The sequence below is a fragment of the Peptoniphilus sp. genome, from assembly GCF_022767005.1.
Taxonomy (GTDB): Bacteria; Bacillota; Clostridia; order Tissierellales; family Peptoniphilaceae; genus Peptoniphilus_A.
In genome coordinates this window covers 1-16,959 of sequence record NZ_JALEOV010000059.1, presented here as the reverse complement: position 1 = coordinate 16,959, position 16,959 = coordinate 1, and the positions used below count along the sequence as shown (strand labels likewise).

Here is a 16,959-nt window from a genome sequence, read left to right as displayed (position 1 = left end):
TCATTTGTTTATCTAAACTAAACGAATTTCTGGTTTGCTTTGTGATTCTTTTACGAATCTTGATTCTTTTTTGAATCTTTTTTATCTTCACACTATTTAATTATCATGTTTCTCGCTACCTTTTGAAGTAGCTTATTTATTATAACTTCTTAAAAAATCTTTGTCAAGCAAAATTTACAATTTTTTAAATTATTTTACTTTGTTTTTAAGAAGGTTGCCTCACGAGACAACTTGTATAGTATACACTGGTTTTTATTTAGTGTCAATACCTTCTTTTAAATTTTTTATGAATTTTTCTAACTCCTTGTTTGGCTTTAATTTATTGGCTTTTTCTAGATATTCTATTCCCTTTTCGCTTTCTTTTTTGTTTAAATATATTATCCCTAAATTATAATTTAGGGGATAACTATTTTCTATTTCTAAGAGTCCCATTTTTAAAACTTCTATTGCTTCATCAAATTTATTTTTCATTGCATAAAGTGTTGATAATAAGTTTGTGTTTTCTTCTAATATTTTTTTATCAATAGATAGTCTTGCGTACTCTTCTGCTCTTTCAAAATCGCCTAAATTATAAAACGTTATTGCTACTACATAGTAAAAGCTTTCGTCTTTATTAAAATTTTCTGAAATGTCATTTAATAAATTTAGTGCTTTGTTGTATTCGCCATAGGACAAGTAGGTTTTTGCAGAGTCAAAGTTTACATAGTCCCTAATTATTTCTATTTCTTTTCTAACTTCGTCTTTTAATTCTTCGTTGTCCGACAAGTTTATAAACTTTTCAAAGTACATATTTGCTTTTATATACTTTTGTAGTGCTAGATTGATGTATGCAAGCCTATAATAAGCAAGGCTATATTTTTCATCTAAATTTAAAACTTCATTATACTTTTTTATGATTATATTTATTAGTTTTTCACTTTTTTCTGGTTCTTCTTGGTTTTTATTGTAAAATGATTCTAAAATATTTCCTTCTTTAAAAATTATGTCTGTGTCCTTTCCAATTAATTCTTCACAACCTTTTAAAAAGATGTAAGAATCCAATGGGTTTGTCTCTTGATTTATAAATGCTTTGTGCATTGCATAGTTTTTTATATCCATATTTAATTCTTTTAACATTTCTTTATATTTTTTGCTGTACTTAAATTCAGGATCAATTCCCAAGAGATAGATCATCGCTTCTACAATTTTTTCTAAATTTATCTCTTCTTCTAATTCTTTATCCTTTATTCCTTCTATAATATAGTCTAGTTTTATGGGTAAAGAGAAACCAACGGGAAGCTTTAATTCTCCCAGTTGGTATTCTTCTTTTAGTTCTATAAAGACTATATTTTTTAATTTTTTATTTATTTCTTCTCTAAAAAGATTTTCCATTAAAGTTCTCCCATGTAAGCCCTTTTTCTCCTAGTTGAACCCTTTAAAATTCTATACAAATTGCCTCTAAATACTGCATAAATTGCTGTTATTACACTTGCAAGTAGAATTTTTAAATTGTAAGGATCTAATGGTTTTAAATAATTAATTCCATTTACAAGATTTTCTCCAAGAGGAATATCTACTATGCTATTTGATGTAATCATTAGCGAAAAATCAAATCCAAATAAGTTAAGAATTACTAAATATATTAAATATGGAATTATCCAAAGTATTAAATTTTCTTTAATAAATTCAAAGGAATTAATGTATGCGCTTGTGTAATAATCTCCACTTATATAAATGGACTCTGCTATTGGATTTATCGCAATAACTATTGCAGCAGATATTAGTAAATAAATGCCTTGGTTACCTCCAAAAGCTGGAAGTAAAAAAGATATTATCATCAATATAAAATATATTGAGTAAATTGATGCAAAGTATGCCATAAAGGTGTTTTTAAAATTCCTAAAACTTATTCTGTTATAATAAATTAAATCACTTAATATTGAAAAGTAACTCGACAAAATCAAGGATGTAAATAGTGGAATTATAAAACCCATTAGTCCACCAATAACTTGTGCTAGTAAATTTCCAATTAAAAAGAATCCTATTCCATAAATAATTCCATACATAAATGGAAGTATTAAAATTATTGGCGAGGCTTTTATTTTTACAAATGTATCTTTAATTGCCTTTGTGTAAACTAATTTTAAATCTTCAAAAAAACTCATTTAATCACATCTTTTCTGGTGCTTTTATTCCAAGAAGATATAGTCCTGTTGCTATTACATTTTTAACTGTGTAGCAAAGTAAAAGTCTCGTGTTTTTTAATTTTTCATCATCAACTAAAATTTGTGTCTGGTTATAAAATTTGTTGAAGTTCTTTGCGAGTTCAACTGTGTATCTTGTTATAAAGTAAGGTTCACATTTTTCACAGGCGTCTTCTACTATATTTGTGAAATTGTAAAGACTTCTAATTATATTTATTTCACTTTCTTCCCTTAGAAGATTTGCGTCTATTTCATTATTTATGTCGAAATTGCCCTTCTTTAATAATGAGCAAATCCTAGCGTGAACATATTGTACATAAGGGCCTGTTTCACCTTCAAAAGATAGAGTTTTGTCCCAATTAAATGTGTAATCTTTAATTCTTCCATTGAATAATTCTTGGAATTTAATTGCACCTATTCCAACCGCTTGTGCAAGTTCTTCTTTATTTTCCATTTTTTGATTTTGTACTTTTTCTCTATCATTTAAAATTTCACGAACTTTGTCTGTGGCTTTATTTAAAACATCTTCAAGATAAACTACCTTACCTCTCCTTGTGGAAAGTGTTCCATCTTCAAGTGAAACCATTCCAAAAGGAACGTGAATTATCTCTTCATACCAATCGAATCCTGCCTTTTTTAGTGCGGCTTTAAGCTGTTTGAAGTGAAGACTTTGTTGACTTCCAACTACATATATATTTTTGTAAGGTTTGTAATTTTCGTGTCTATATTTTGCCGCTGCTAAATCTCTTGTAAAATAAATTGTTGTTCCATCGCTTTTTACAACTATTGCTGGTGGTAGATTAAATTCATCTAAATTAATAACTTCAGCACCTTCTGATTCTTCAAGCACATTTCTTTCTCGCAATTCTTCTATTAATGCAGGCATTTTGTCTGAATAAAAGGATTCACCATTGTAAGAATCAAATTGAATGTCGAGCATATCATAAACTCTGTTAAATTCTTTAAGGGAAACTTCTTTAAACCATTTCCAAATTTCTACAGCTTCTTTGTTTCCATTTTCAAGTTCCTTAAACCAATATCTACATTCATCTTTAACTTCTTGGTCTTCTTCACAAACTGCATTTACTTTTACATATAATTTTAAAAGTTCGTTAATCGGATCCTTTTCAATTGCTTCCTTGCTTCCCCATGTTTTGTATGCGTAAATTAACATCCCAAATTGAGTTCCATAATCGCCTAAGTGATTTATAGCAATAGTATTAAACCCTAAGAACTTATAAATTCTCTTTAGCGAATCGCCTATTACAGTAGATCTAATGTGACCGATGTGAAAAGGCTTGGCAATATTTGTAGATGAATATTCCACAACTACATTTTTATTTTCTCCGTAATTTTCCTTGCCAAAGTCCTCCCTTTTTTCAACACTTTCCTTTAAAATTTCTTCAGTTAAAATACTTTTGTTGATATAAAAGTTTAAGTAAGCATTTTTGTTTTCAATCTTTTCAAAATATTTTGAATTAATTTCTGCTGCAAGTTCTTCTGCAATCACAGCAGGGTTTTTTCTGTAAATTTTTGCCAAACTAAAAACTGGGAAAGCAAAGTCGCCAAGTTCATAATTTGGTGGCACTTCTATCATTTTGTCAATTTCCTTTGGCTCTAAACTTTCAACTTTTTCATCAAGTATTTTTATTATTTCTTCTCTAAAATTTATCATCTTGACTCCTTATTTTAATGTTACCACAGTGACTCCGTCGCCACCTTCATTATACTCTGCATCTTTAAAAGATTTGACAGTTTTTATATTTCTAAAATGTCCTCGCAACTTTTGTCTAAGGACACCTGTGCCCTTTCCATGAATTATTCTAACTGATTTTAATCCAGAAAGATAGGCATCATCTAAATATTTATCGACAATATCTCGTGCGTCTTCAAAATTTTTGCCTCTAATGTCTATTTCACTACTAATATTTGATGCTTTGTTTTTAAGTATTTTTCTAGTATTGTGCTTAGTAGTATCTTCTTGCACATCTATTCTCGTTAAACTTTCCTTAGGCATTTTCATTTTCATAATGCCAGACTGAACTAATACATTTCCTTTGTTATCAGGAAGTTCAACTACTGTGGCTATATTCCCGAGAGATGTCCTAACTTTATCGCCAACTTTTATCTCTCTAATAGGGTTGGCTGCTTTTTTTATTTCGATTTCAGAATTATTTCTAGAATTTTTTAAGCTTTCACGCAAAAGATCTTGTGCTTCTTGAATTCTCTTTGAGTTTTCAGAACTAATATTGTCTCTAACTTCATTTATTTCAGATAAAATTATATCTACATTTTCTTTTGCATTTAGAAGCAATCTTTTTGCTTCTTCGCGAGATTTTTCCAAGATTTTTTCTTTTTGATCCTCTAAACTTTTAATCTTAGACTGTAATCTTTTGTTTTCCTTTTCTAAGTCGGTTCTTTCTCTCTCAAGTTCTTCCTTATATTCTCTTATTTTAGTTCTGTCTTCGTCAATTGACTGCAAGACGCTTTCAAATTCAATATTCTCTGAACTTAAAAGTTTTTTTGATTTATCTATAATTTCATCTGGAAGTCCAAGTCTTCGTGAAATTTCAAAGGCATTAGACTTGCCCGGAACGCCGATTAAAAGTCTATAAGTTGGAGAAAGACTATCAACATCAAACTCCATACTCGCATTGGCAACACCCTTTGTTGTAAGTGCATAGACCTTTAATTGATTGTAGTGAGTTGTGGAGATACATCTAATATTTTTCTCTAGCATAAATTCCATTATTGCCCTAGCAAGTGCCGCACCCTCTGTTGGATCAGTTCCTGCACCTAATTCGTCAAATAAGACAAGAGAATTTCTCGTCACATTTTTTAAAATATAAACAATGTTTACCATGTGAGATGAAAAAGTTGATAACGACTGCTCAATTGACTGTTCGTCTCCAATATCTGCAAAAACTTTTTCAAAAACTGCAATTTCAGAGGATTCTTCTGCTGGAATTAGAAGTCCATACTGCGTCATAAGTGAAAGAAGTCCAACTGTCTTTAAGCTTACAGTCTTACCTCCAGTGTTAGGTCCTGTAATAATTAGTGAAGAAAAATCAATCCCAAGATTTATGTCAATAGGAACTGCAGTTTTCCTATCTAAGAAAGGATGGTAAGCACTTACTAAATTAATTCTTCCTTCGTTGTTTATCTTTGGCATATTTGCCCGATAATTTATGGCAAGTTTTGCCTTTGCAAAAATAAAATCTAACTCAATCAATTTATCCTGATTAGATTTAATATCTTCAGCAGATTTTGCAACTAATTCTGATAATTCTCTAAGTATTTTTTCAATTTCAATATTTTCTTTTACATAAAGTTCTTTAAGTTCATTGTTTGCATCAACAACTGCCATTGGTTCAATGTATGCAGTTTGACCACTGCCAGATATATCGTGAACCAGACCTTTTACTCTAGATTTATTCTCAATTTTTACTGGTACAACGTATCTTCCATCGCGAAGAGTAACAAGAGCATCTTGTAAAAAATCCGCGTGGGAGCTTAAAATTCCATTTAATTTATTTTTTATAGAATCCTTTTTTGCTGCAATACCTCTTCTAATTCTAAGCAATTCACGAGAAGCATCGTCGGCAATTTCTTCTTCAGAAATAATTTTTGAATTTATTTCATCTTCAAGACTTTTCTCTGTATATAAATCTTCGATTAATTTGTCGATGTAATTTAACTTTATTTCTTCGTCACTATTGGAATCCTTCTTAAGATAAGTCTTTAATCCCCTCGACACTCTTAAAAAGTCAGAAACTTTTAAAAGTGCATCAGCAGAAAGAGCACCACCAATTTCAACACGCTTAATAATATCTTTTATGTTTACAATGCCAAAAAGCTGAGGTTCTCCCTTTGCTAAAGTTAATTTAAGAGCCTCGTTAGTTTCGTTAAGCCTTTCCTTTACCTCATTAAAATCCGTGGAAATTTCCACGCTTTCGATATATTCATTTGTAATACTTGCACTAGCAAGTTTTTTAAGTTCACCTAAAACTTTGTCAAACTCCAAAGTTTTTGATGCTTTATTAAAAGAATTATCCACTGACAATCCCCCTGTTTATATGTCCCTTAGTTACTTGTCGGTACTTGTCTTCTAGTTCCTTTTTTATCCTTTTAAAATTTTCTTCTTCATAGTTTTTATAAAGTTCAACTACTTCATCTGTAAATTCATCTGCCAAGAGGAGCAAACTTACATTGTTTTCAACGAGTTTTTTTACATAACCATCTAACAAAATTGGATAAGAATTAAAAATTTCTGTAAAAGTATTCTGTCTTAATACTTCAAAATCCACTGATTTCTCGTCCCTCAATAAATAATTTTTAAATTTACAGCTTGGACAATTTCTCTCATCAACGCAATTTTTTATAACTGAGAAGGGACAGTGTTTCATCGTCATAACTGGCACTCGTCCGTAGGAAATCACATTTATCTCAGCATCTGAATTTATGATAATTTTTTGAATTTGTCCACTATTTAATTCTGGAGATAGTGTAATTGAATTAAAACCCAAATTCTTAAAAAAGTCTAATGAAAGTTTGTTAAATACATTTAGTCCAATATCTCCATTTATTTTTATGTCGTCGTCCTTAAAGATATAGTATTCAGAGAGATTATTTATCCAAATACCCTTTACATTCTCGTTTTTTAAAACATATTCTCTTAAACTTTCAAGCTCGTCGTAAGAATAAAATTTATCGAGATATATTGAAACTTCTCTATTATATTTTTCACTAAACTTTTTGAGATCTTTTGCTCTAATTATTATCTCGTCAATATTTTTCAAATTAGACTTTTCCAAATCCTTAAACTTGTTGAAGAAAACTTTAATTTTACTTTTTTTATCCTTATTTTCTATTTTTTTGTTTTCTAAATTGCATTTTACTTCAACTCTATCCACAGAATCTTTTAAAACTTTACTTTCCAAAATTCCAATTGCTTCTCTTCGAAGTTCATTAATGGCAGAAATTGAAAGAAAAGCATTTTCGTCTAAGTCCATAGAAATGTTTTTCACTTTGAAAATGCTGTCGCCAGTCTTTGAAATATTTTCTACTACTCTTTCTCTATTAAGCCCAGATTTTTTTGCAATTTCAACAATTTTATCTAGCTCATAAAATGCCCTGTAATCTCCTGAGATAACTTTAATAGTTGGCTTTTCGCCAATTTTTATTTTTAAATTCACATCTAAATTTCTTTTGTAATCAAAACTTTCAATTTTTTCGTCGACTTTTTCATATAATTTTTTTGAGTAAGTTCTATTTATTTTTGAATTTAAAATTGGTTTTTTTAATAAACTTATTTCATGAGGAATTTTAGCGGGATAAAATTTTGCAGATCTCATTCCAAATCTTCCACCACTTGACGAAAATTCAATTCCGTCCCCTTGGTAAATGTCTTCGTCAAAAATAACTTTTGCCAAATTTTTTGTTACCTCAATTACTTTTCCAACTTCCACACCTCTGTTGTCAGGTCTATCTGATGAAATAAAATTATTTCCAAAGTCGCCATTAAAAAGTCCCTTGGTAAATCCTCTATTAAAAACTTGTTCTGTGTCCTTTTTGTCCTCTAAAGTTAACTTGTCCTCCAAGGATTTTTTGTATGATGAAACAACAGTGTAAACATACTCTGGATTTTTCATCCTACCTTCGATTTTTAGTGAATATCCACCAGATTTTATAATTTTTGCAACATCATCTAGCGTGTTTAGATCCTTTGGCGAAATATAATAAAGTCTTTTGCCAATTTTATTTTCATTAAAATCTAAAATTTCATAGGATTTTCTGCAAGCCTGAGCACATTCTCCGCGATTACCAGATTTCCCGCCAATCATAGATGACATTAAACATTCGCCTGAATAACAAACGCAAAGTGCTCCATGGATAAAAGTTTCAACATCTATGTCTAAGGTTTTTATTTTTTCAAGCTCAAAAATTGGAGTTTCTCGAGCAAGTACAACTCTTGAAAATCCCATGTTCTTTAAAAATTTTGCACCATAAAAGTTGTTTATAGCCATTTGTGTTGATGCGTGAACTTCAAAATCTGGAAAATTTTTGCGTATTTCACTTGCAATACCAATATCTTGTAAAATTAACGCGTCTACACCAATCTCGTATAACATCTTCACGCTTTCCATAGCTCTTTTTACTTCAAAATCTGCAATTAAAATGTTAAAAGTAACATAAATTTTCACGTTTCTAAGATGAGCGTAGTTTATTGCTTCAATTAATTCTTCTTTGTTAAAATTTTTTGCCTTTGCCCTTGCGGAAAATTCATCATAACCCAAATAAACAGCATTAGCACCTGCCGATACAGCTGCCTTGAGACAAGCCATATCACCAGCAGGTGCTAGTAATTCATATTTATTTTTCTTCATAAAGATTTTCCAATTCTCTTGTTAAATCAATTATTCTTCTCGATGCACTGTTGTTTTTTTCTTCTAATGCGGAAATATTTTCTTCAAGTTTCTTTATCTCTTCTTTTAAATCTGTTATTTCTTTGTTTTTTTCAAGAAGATCTCTATTTATCTTTCTATTTCTGTCCTCTACATCAAGAGATTTCTGTTGAAGTTCTCTAAAACTTTTATTAACCTTTTTGTTTTCTTCTTCAAAAATTAAAAGTTGTTTTTTTAAATCTTTAATTTCTTCCATTTTTTCGATGATTTCTCTCTTGTCATCATCCACATTTGCCAAATCCATCTTGTCAGACTTCATCTTTTCCAAATCATCTAAAACATTTAAGGCACAGAGCACAAGAGTCTGCACTTGATTTAATTTGTAATTACTTCTCGCAGTTTCTTTGATTTTTTCGTCAAGCTCTGCTGCAAGGTCCTTAATGTACTTTTCGTTGTCACTTCCCATGACAATAAATTTCATATCGTCAATTGTAACTTCGATTCTTTTTGCATCGGACATAATAGCCTCCTTAGGATCTTAATTTAGCTTTAATTTCACTTTCAATCTCAGCAACTATTTTTTCACAAATTTCTGTAACTTCGCTGTCTTCTAAAGTTCTATCTGCTGCTCTAAATACAAGTGAAAAAGCCACAGACTTCTTTCCATCTTCTATATTTTCGCCTTCATAAATATCAAATACTTTAAAAGATGCCAAGAGATCTTTGCCATACTTTCTTGAAATCTTTTCAAGTTCAACTGAATCTACATCTCTATCCATTACAAAAGCAAAATCTCTCTTCATAGTTGGATACTTTGGAAGTTCTTTGTAAGTGTAATTGTCAATTGTGTTTTCAACAATTTTATCGAAATCAAGTTCAGCAACATAGGCTTTTTTCTTTAAGCCATAATTTTCAAGAACTTTTGGATGAACTTCTCCAAATACTCCAAGGCTTTCTCCCTTTAAAATAAATTCAGCACTTCTTCCGGGATGTAAGAAGCTTACTTCTTTTCTTTTAACTTCAAGTTCATTTATTCCAAGATACCATAAAATCTTTTCAATGGATTCCTTTAAGTAATAAAAATCTCCTAAATCATAAAATCCCATTGTAAGTTTTAATTTTTCAGATGGAAGTTCATCATCTGTTGGGAAAAATGTATTTCCAATTTCAAATCCACCAACATTTTCATTTCCTCTGGCATAATTCTTAGCAAGAGCATCAATCATTGAAGGTACAATAGTAGTCCTCATAATTGAATAATCTTCTCCAAGTGGATTTAAAATTTTTATAATATTCTTTTCATCTTCATCATAATTTGATTTTTCATAAGAAGATGGGCTAACAAAGGAATATGTCATAAACTCAGAATATCCAAGACCAATTAAAAGGTTTTTAATTCTATCTTCCACATTTCTAAATCTAGGCTTTCTTCCAACGGTTAGTGTTCCTCTTAGTTTTTGAGGTGTAACATTGTGGTAACCGTAAATTCTTGCAATTTCTTCTATTAAATCTTCTTCAATTCCAAGGTCAAGTCTTATGCTCGGTATTTTTGCAATTAAATAGTCATCTTTAACATCAGTTTCAATTTCAAGTCTGTTTAATATACTAGAAATTTCATCCATGCTAAAATCTACGCCAATTAAATCATTGACTTTTTCTTTTCTAAGCTTTATTTCCCTTTCTTCTTTTGAAAAAGAGCCAACATCTTTACTTCCTCCAACAACTTCAGCAATTCCTAACATTTCTGCAAGTTCACAAACTCTGTCAACAGCAGTTTTTGCAAGATTTACATCAATCCCCTTTTCAAATCTTGAGGAAGCTTCACTTCTCAAATTAAGTCTTCTTGAAGTCTTTCTAATATTTTCTTTATTAAAGTTTGCGCCTTCTAAAAGCACATTTACAGTTTTTTCTGTGATTTCAGAATCGAGACCACCCATTACTCCAGCAAGACCAATAATTTCACTGCCATCAGTAATTAAAATATCATCGCTAGTAAGTTTTCTAGTTTCGCCATCAAGTGTTACAGTTTCTTCACCATCTTTTGCCATTCTTACTACAATTTTTTTGTTTTTTAATGTATCTAAGTCAAAGGCATGTAGAGGTTGACCGTATTCTAGCATTACAAAATTTGTCAAGTCAACAATATTTGAAATTGGCCTAACTCCTGCTTGCATAAGATATGCTTGTATCCATAGTGGAGATGGTCCAATCTTTATATTTTTAAGAATTTTTGAATAATATCTCTTACAATTTTCAGTTTCAATAACTATGTCATCGAAGTTATCAGAAAAATCTCCAACTTCATTCTTTATTTTTATATCATTATGTTTAGTTTTTAGATCAAAGGATGCAGCAGTTTCCACAGCCATTCCCATGATACTCAAACAATCTGGTCTATTTGGTGTGATTTCAAGTTCAAGAATTTCATTATCCATAAAAAGAGTTTCCAAAGCAGATTTTCCAATTTCAGTACCTTCAGGAAAAATAAAAATTCCATTTCTCGCTTCCTTAGGTATAACTGAATTTTCAAAACCAAGTTCTTCTAGTGAACAAAGCATTCCATTGGATTCAACTCCTCTAAGTTCTCCCTTTTTAATTTTAACTCCACCAGCAACAGTTGCACCATGAAGTGCAACGGGAACTATTGCACCTTCAAAAACATTTGGTGCGCCAGTTACAATTTGTAAAACTTCGTCGCCAACATTTACAGTGCAAATAACAAGCTTATCTGCATCTGGGTGCTTTTCAATTTTTTCAATTTCTCCAACTACAATTTTATCTAAACCTTGTGATGGAATGATAATTGATTCAACGTGAGAACCAGAATTAGAAAGTCCATCTGCAAGTTTTTTTACATCAAAATCGAAATCAACATAATCTTTAAGCCATTTAATCGGTAATAACATCTCTATCTCCTTAAAATTGTTCCAAGAACTTCTTGTTGTTTTCAAACATCATTCTAATATCTGTGATTTTATATCTAACCATTGCAATTCTGTCAATTCCCATACCAAAGGCAAAACCAGAATATTTTTCAGGATCAATTCCACAATTTCTAAGAACATTAGGGTGAACCATACCGCATCCCAAAAGTTCCATGCTCCATCCAGTATAATTGCAAGCCTTGCAACCCTTGCCTCCACAGCTTGGACAAGTAGTGTCAACTTCAAGACTTGGCTCAGTAAATGGGAAATAATGAGGTCTAAATCTAGTCTTCATATCTTCGCCAAAAAAAGACTTAACAAAATAGTTTAAAGTGTCAATTAAATTTGCCACAGAAATTTTTTCATCAACAACAAGACCTTCAAGTTGATGGAACATTGGTGAGTGAGTAGCATCAACTTCGTCAGATCTAAAAACCCTACCAGAACATATCATGCGAATTGGAGCGCCATGTTCCTTCATTGCCCTTATTTGAACAGGAGATGTTTGCGATCTAAGAATTGTATTTTTGTCAAAATAAAAAGTATCAGACATATCCCTTGAAGGATGATCTTTAGGAGCATTTAAAAGATCAAAATTGTTTTCCACTGTTTCGATTTCAGGACCATCGTAAACAGTAAAACCCATATGAGTAAATAAATCTTCAAGATCCTCAAGAGTTTTCTTTAGTGGATGTCTATGTCCCAATAAAATATCATCAGTTTTTAAAGTGACATCAATCCTCTCATCGTGAAGTTTCTTTTTCAAAATTCTGTCATTAATTTCAGCTTTCTTTTCTTCGATTGACTTTTCTATTTCTTCACGCACTTCATTGGCAAGAGCCCCCATAACAGGTCTTTCTTCCTTTGAAAGGTCTTTCATTCCCTTTAAAATTTGAGTAAGTTCGCCCTTTTTGCCTAAGTATTTAACTTTAAGTTCATCTATCTCTTTAATTGTGTTAACTTCATTTAAAAGTTTCATGGATTCATCTTTGATTCCAAGTAATTTTTCTTTCATGTTGACCTCCAATTCATAATATATAATTATATCATAGTTATAAAATTTTTTTAAGAAGAATGCTTTATAATACGCTTCCTTCGCAAAATAAAATCTTTTAAAAGCTATTATACTCTGTGCAATAAATTCATTTTAATAAAACTATAATGCGCATTACCACCTATTTATAAATAATCATAATTAGTATGTACTTATAAAAATAAATCCTATTTTAATCCTTCCATATAAAAATCGTGGGGACTTTTTGCGGGATTTGGTCAAAATCTACGGCAATAAGTGGCAATTTATGGCAAATAAAAAAGCCACTCTCGAAAGAATGGCTAATTTGAACCGTTACGGTAATGTACGGCTAAATATTAATGGCAGGGGTAGCAGGACTCGAACCCACGGCACTTGGTTTTGGAGACCAATGTTCTACCAACTGAACTATACCCCTAAGACAAGTTATATCTTAACAAAGAATTTATTAAATGTAAAGTTATTTTTATGATTTGTAAATTTTTCATTAAATTAAAAGTTTAGAAGATGTGCTAAATCTAACACATCTTCTTTAATTTATTATATACTTGTGCAAAAGTTTCATCTAATGTTCCACTGTTGTCGATTATTACATCTGCTTTTTCTTTTTTTTCTTCAATTGGAAACTGTGAATTTATTTTCTCTTTTGCGTATTCTCTTGAAATGTCGTCCCTTTCCATTAGTCTTTTTATTTGTGTAGCTCTGTCAACATATACAAGCCAAATTTCATCGAAATTCAGTCCATATTTCTTATTTAATTCTTCATTTTCAAAAAACAATGGTATGTCGACAAATACAAGGTCATTTGAACCCTCAATTTGTCTTTTTATCTCTTTATAAATTTCTGGATGCATGATTTGGTTTAATTTTTCCCTTGATTTTTCATTTTTAAAAACTACTTCTGCAAGTTTTTTTCTATCAAGGCTTCCCTTTTTATATAAATCTTCTCCAAACTCCTCTTTTATTTTGTTTTTTACAGATTCAAAATTTGCCACATCTCTTGCAATTAAATCTGCGTCGACAACTTTTATTCCCTTATTCTTTAAAAATCTAGAAACTTGAGACTTCCCCGTTGCAATAGAACCTGTGAGACCAATTACTTTATTTTGATTCATAAAGATTTTCACCTGTATTCATATCCACAGAAAGTTTTACATTTAACTCCACAGAATTTTCCATTAGATCCTTCATTATTTTTTTTACTTCTTCAACTTCGCCATCTGCTGCATCAACTACAAGTTCGTCGTGAATTTGAATTATTAATTTTGACTTTAAATTTCTCTTCTTTAATTCATTGTAAACTTTTACCATGGCAATTTTTATTATGTCAGCAGCTGAACCTTGTATTGGCGTGTTAAGTGCAATTCTTTCTCCAAAACTTCTTATGTTAAAATTCTTTGCATTAAGTTCAGGAATGTATCTTCTTCTGTTAAAAATCGTCTCTACATATCCCTTCTTCTTTCCTTCTTCAATTTCTTCTGACATATAATTTTTAATCCCAACAAAATGTCCAAGATAATTGTCGATGTATTCCTTTGCTGCCTTTCTTGGTATATTTAAATTTTGTGAAAGACCATAATCAGAAATTCCATAAACTATTCCAAAATTTACTGCCTTTGCTTCAGACCTTTGGAGTGCATTTACATCGTCATAATCTACGTGGAACACTTCTGATGCTGTTTTCCTGTGAATATCTAATCCATTTTTGAAGGCATCAAGCATTTCTTTATCCTTAGAAAGTGCTGCAAGAACGCGAAGTTCAATTTGTGAATAGTCAGCATCCACAAGTGTACAACCCTTTGATGCCAAAAACGCCTTTCGAATTAGTCTTCCTTCTTCAGTTTTTATTGGGATATTTTGTAAATTTGGATCAGTAGATGAAATTCTTCCCGTTGCAGTTACAGTTTGCATAAATCTTGAGTGAATTCGATTAGTTTTCTTATTTATAACAGCTTTTAAACCATCTATATAAGTCGACTTTAGTTTAGAGAATTTTCTATAATCTAAAATATCGTCGATAATCTCTCCCTTGCCACGAAGCTTTTCAAGAACATCTGCAGAAGTTGAATAGCCCGTTTTTGTCTTTTTTATCACTGGGAAATCCATTTTTTCAAATAAAATAATGCCAAGTTGCTTAGGAGAATTAATGTTAAACTCTTCTTCAGCTTCACAATATATTTTTTCTTCTAAATCTTTTAATCTTAATGAAATTTTCTCATCAATTTCATCTAAAACTGCTTCGTCAGTGTTTATGCCAACATATTCCATAGAGGCAAGGACTTCAACTAATGGCAACTCCATATCTTTATATAGAGAGGTCATATTTTCCTCTTCGATTTTATCCCTTTGAACCTTTTCCAATTTGTAAATTGAATTTAACATAAAGGCAAAATATTTAAACAGATCTTCCCTTTTCACTTCAGAGTAAGTTTTTTTCTTAACCCCTTTCCCCAAAAAATCATCTTGGTCAATATATCCATTTTTAAAATAATCCATAGAAATTTTATTTATGTCATAGTCACTTTTTGTAGAATTTAAAATATATTCGGCGATCTTAACATCGTGGCAATAATTTTTTATGTCAATTCCAAGATCCATTAAGATTATAATGTCCTCTTTAAGTTCATAGCCAAGTTTTTCTATATCATCATCTTCCATAATTTCTTTTAGCTTATTTATATCAATATTATCCCATAAAATAAAATTTACAACTTCGTCTGGGACTTTTATTGCGAGATAAATTGGATTTACATCTTCATAAATTTTGCCATCAGTAATAAATTTAAAGGCAAAAGACTTATTGTCATTAATCTTTTTTATAATTTCATCTAGGTTTTTAATTTCCTCAAATTTAAAATTATCTTCAGAAATTTCTTCCACTTCTTCCTTTTGATACTCCTTAGGAAGTCTTGCAAGCATTGAATTAAACTCGAAGTCGCGATACATTTGTGAAAGCTTTTCATAATCATAGTCGACTTTTTTTAAATCATCTAAATTTTCTTCAATTGGCACATCTTTTATGATTGTACCCAACTTTTTACTCATAAAGGCAGACATTTTGCCCTCGATTAATTTTTCCTTAAGCTTTTTTGCTGTTATATTATCAATATTATCGTAAAGATTTTCAATATTGTGAAACTCGCGAATTAATTTTAATCCAGTTTTTTCTCCAATTCCATAAATTCCCGGAATATTGTCAGACTGATCACCCATTAAGGCTTTTAACTCTATAAATTCAATTGGCTTAATCCCATAATCTTTCTCAATACTTTCCACAGTTACTATGTCCATTTCAGTAATCCCCTTGCGAGTTAATAGGACTTTTGTATTTTCATTTACAAGTTGAAAATAGTCCTTATCGCCAGTGAGTAAATAGGTTTCAAAATTTTCTTCTGATGCAATTTTAGAAAGAGTACCTGCAATGTCATCTGCTTCGTAAACAGGTGATTCCAAAATTTTAATATTCATGTATTTTAAAATATCGCGAACTAGAGGCCATTGTTGTTCAAGTTCGTTGGGAGTTTTTTGCCTTGTGCCCTTGTAATCTTTGTATATTTCAGATCTAAAAGTTTTGCCCTTCATATCGAAACAAACAGCAACATGAGTTGGATTTATTTTTTCAATTGCATTTTCAACCATCATTACAAAACCGTAGATTGCGTTAGTATAAAGACCCCTCTTAGTTTTTAAAAGTGGCAGAGCATAAAATGCCCTAAAAAAAAGCGAACTTCCATCTATAATTAAAAATTTGTTATCCATAAAAACCTCCTCACTACATTATAACAGAGATTTTAATAAATAAAATTTGCAAATATAAACTCCTCTATGTGATTTTAAACTGACTCAAAATTAAAGCAAAATACAAAAAATACCAAAGTTTATGAAACTCTGGCATTTTATAATTAGTATGTTATTTAACTGTATTTTCCAAGACGCCTATTTTTTCTATCTCAAGTTCTAGTGTATCTCCACTTTGAAGAAATATTGGAGGATTTAGAGCCATCCCAACTCCTGATGGAGTTCCCGTGGCTATTATTGTTCCTTTTTTAAGTGTCATAGACTTTGATAAGTCTTCTATAATTTCATTAACACCTAGAATCATATTCTTGGTATTGCTATCTTGTCTTATTTCTCTATTTACAGAAAGTTTTATGTCAAGTTTATTATAATCGAAACTTTTATCGTTTAAAAGGATACATGGTCCCATTACAGATGAGCCATCAAAGCTTTTTCCATAGTACCACTGCTTGTATTTAGTCTGTAAATCCCTTGCTGATAAATCATTAAAAATTGAAAAACCAAATATATAATTATTTGCCTCTTCTTTTTTTATGTTTTTCCCGTCTTTTCCAATAATTACAGCAAGTTCAATTTCATAATCTAGTTTTTCTGTTATTTCACTATTTATTGGAATA

The 16,959-nt window shown here is 30.6% G+C and carries 11 protein-coding genes and 1 tRNA gene; all 12 read right to left on the bottom strand.

Annotation, left to right across the window (positions count from 1 at the left end):
* Nucleotides 1–252: 252 nt before the first annotated feature.
* Nucleotides 253–1,371: a tetratricopeptide repeat protein gene (locus MR285_RS04825; RefSeq protein ID WP_293558570.1), complete on the bottom strand. Its 1,119-nt coding sequence runs from the start codon at nt 1,369–1,371 to the stop codon at nt 253–255.
* A complete protein-coding gene (locus MR285_RS04820; RefSeq protein WP_293558568.1) occupies nt 1,371–2,144 on the bottom strand; it encodes a hypothetical protein in 774 nt (257 codons plus the stop codon). Before MR285_RS04820 ends, MR285_RS04825 begins: the two co-directional genes overlap by 1 nt.
* Before the next feature lie 4 nt (nt 2,145–2,148).
* Entirely contained in the window at nt 2,149–3,858 is a 1,710-nt protein-coding gene (argS, locus tag MR285_RS04815; protein WP_293558566.1) for an arginine--tRNA ligase, read from the bottom strand.
* 9 nt (nt 3,859–3,867) lie between these two features.
* Nucleotides 3,868–6,240, bottom strand: coding sequence for an endonuclease MutS2 (locus tag MR285_RS04810; RefSeq protein WP_293558564.1), 2,373 nt, complete (start codon nt 6,238–6,240; stop codon nt 3,868–3,870).
* Nucleotides 6,233–8,569, bottom strand: coding sequence for a U32 family peptidase (locus MR285_RS04805; RefSeq protein ID WP_293558562.1), 2,337 nt, complete (start codon nt 8,567–8,569; stop codon nt 6,233–6,235). The genes MR285_RS04810 and MR285_RS04805 overlap by 8 nt, the downstream gene beginning before the upstream one ends.
* A complete protein-coding gene (gene zapA / locus MR285_RS04800; protein WP_293558561.1) occupies nt 8,556–9,107 on the bottom strand; it encodes a cell division protein ZapA in 552 nt (183 codons plus the stop codon). Before zapA ends, MR285_RS04805 begins: the two co-directional genes overlap by 14 nt.
* A 10-nt stretch (nt 9,108–9,117) precedes the next feature.
* Nucleotides 9,118–11,493 (bottom strand): phenylalanine--tRNA ligase subunit beta, encoded by a 2,376-nt coding sequence (gene pheT / locus MR285_RS04795; protein WP_293558560.1) that lies wholly within the window; start codon nt 11,491–11,493, stop codon nt 9,118–9,120.
* A 10-nt stretch (nt 11,494–11,503) separates the two neighbouring features.
* Nucleotides 11,504–12,526 carry a phenylalanine--tRNA ligase subunit alpha gene (pheS, locus tag MR285_RS04790; RefSeq protein WP_293558558.1) on the bottom strand — a complete coding sequence of 341 codons (1,023 nt, stop codon included), beginning with the start codon at nt 12,524–12,526 and terminating at the stop codon, nt 11,504–11,506.
* A gap of 360 nt (nt 12,527–12,886) precedes the next feature.
* Nucleotides 12,887–12,962: transfer RNA gene (locus MR285_RS04785), tRNA-Trp, on the bottom strand.
* Between the two features lie 100 nt (nt 12,963–13,062).
* On the bottom strand, nt 13,063–13,659 hold the full coding sequence (coaE, locus tag MR285_RS04780) for a dephospho-CoA kinase (RefSeq protein ID WP_293558556.1): 597 nt from the start codon (nt 13,657–13,659) through the stop codon (nt 13,063–13,065).
* Nucleotides 13,646–16,303, bottom strand: coding sequence for a DNA polymerase I (gene polA / locus MR285_RS04775; RefSeq protein WP_293558554.1), 2,658 nt, complete (start codon nt 16,301–16,303; stop codon nt 13,646–13,648). Before polA ends, coaE begins: the two co-directional genes overlap by 14 nt.
* Nucleotides 16,304–16,454: 151 nt before the next feature.
* On the bottom strand, nt 16,455–16,959 hold a 505-nt coding region (locus tag MR285_RS04770; protein ID WP_293558552.1), incomplete at its 5' end, for a fumarylacetoacetate hydrolase family protein.

Coding starts and splice junctions, on each gene's coding strand:
- MR285_RS04825 (WP_293558570.1), bottom strand. CDS start 1,371: ATGGAAAATCTTTTTAGAGAAGAAATAAATAAAAAATTAAAAAATATA.
- MR285_RS04820 (WP_293558568.1), bottom strand. CDS start 2,144: ATGAGTTTTTTTGAAGATTTAAAATTAGTTTACACAAAGGCAATTAAA.
- argS (WP_293558566.1), bottom strand. CDS start 3,858: ATGATAAATTTTAGAGAAGAAATAATAAAAATACTTGATGAAAAAGTT.
- MR285_RS04805 (WP_293558562.1), bottom strand. CDS start 8,569: ATGAAGAAAAATAAATATGAATTACTAGCACCTGCTGGTGATATGGCT.
- zapA (WP_293558561.1), bottom strand. CDS start 9,107: ATGTCCGATGCAAAAAGAATCGAAGTTACAATTGACGATATGAAATTT.
- pheT (WP_293558560.1), bottom strand. CDS start 11,493: ATGTTATTACCGATTAAATGGCTTAAAGATTATGTTGATTTCGATTTT.
- pheS (WP_293558558.1), bottom strand. CDS start 12,526: ATGAAAGAAAAATTACTTGGAATCAAAGATGAATCCATGAAACTTTTA.
- coaE (WP_293558556.1), bottom strand. CDS start 13,659: ATGAATCAAAATAAAGTAATTGGTCTCACAGGTTCTATTGCAACGGGG.
- polA (WP_293558554.1), bottom strand. CDS start 16,303: ATGGATAACAAATTTTTAATTATAGATGGAAGTTCGCTTTTTTTTAGG.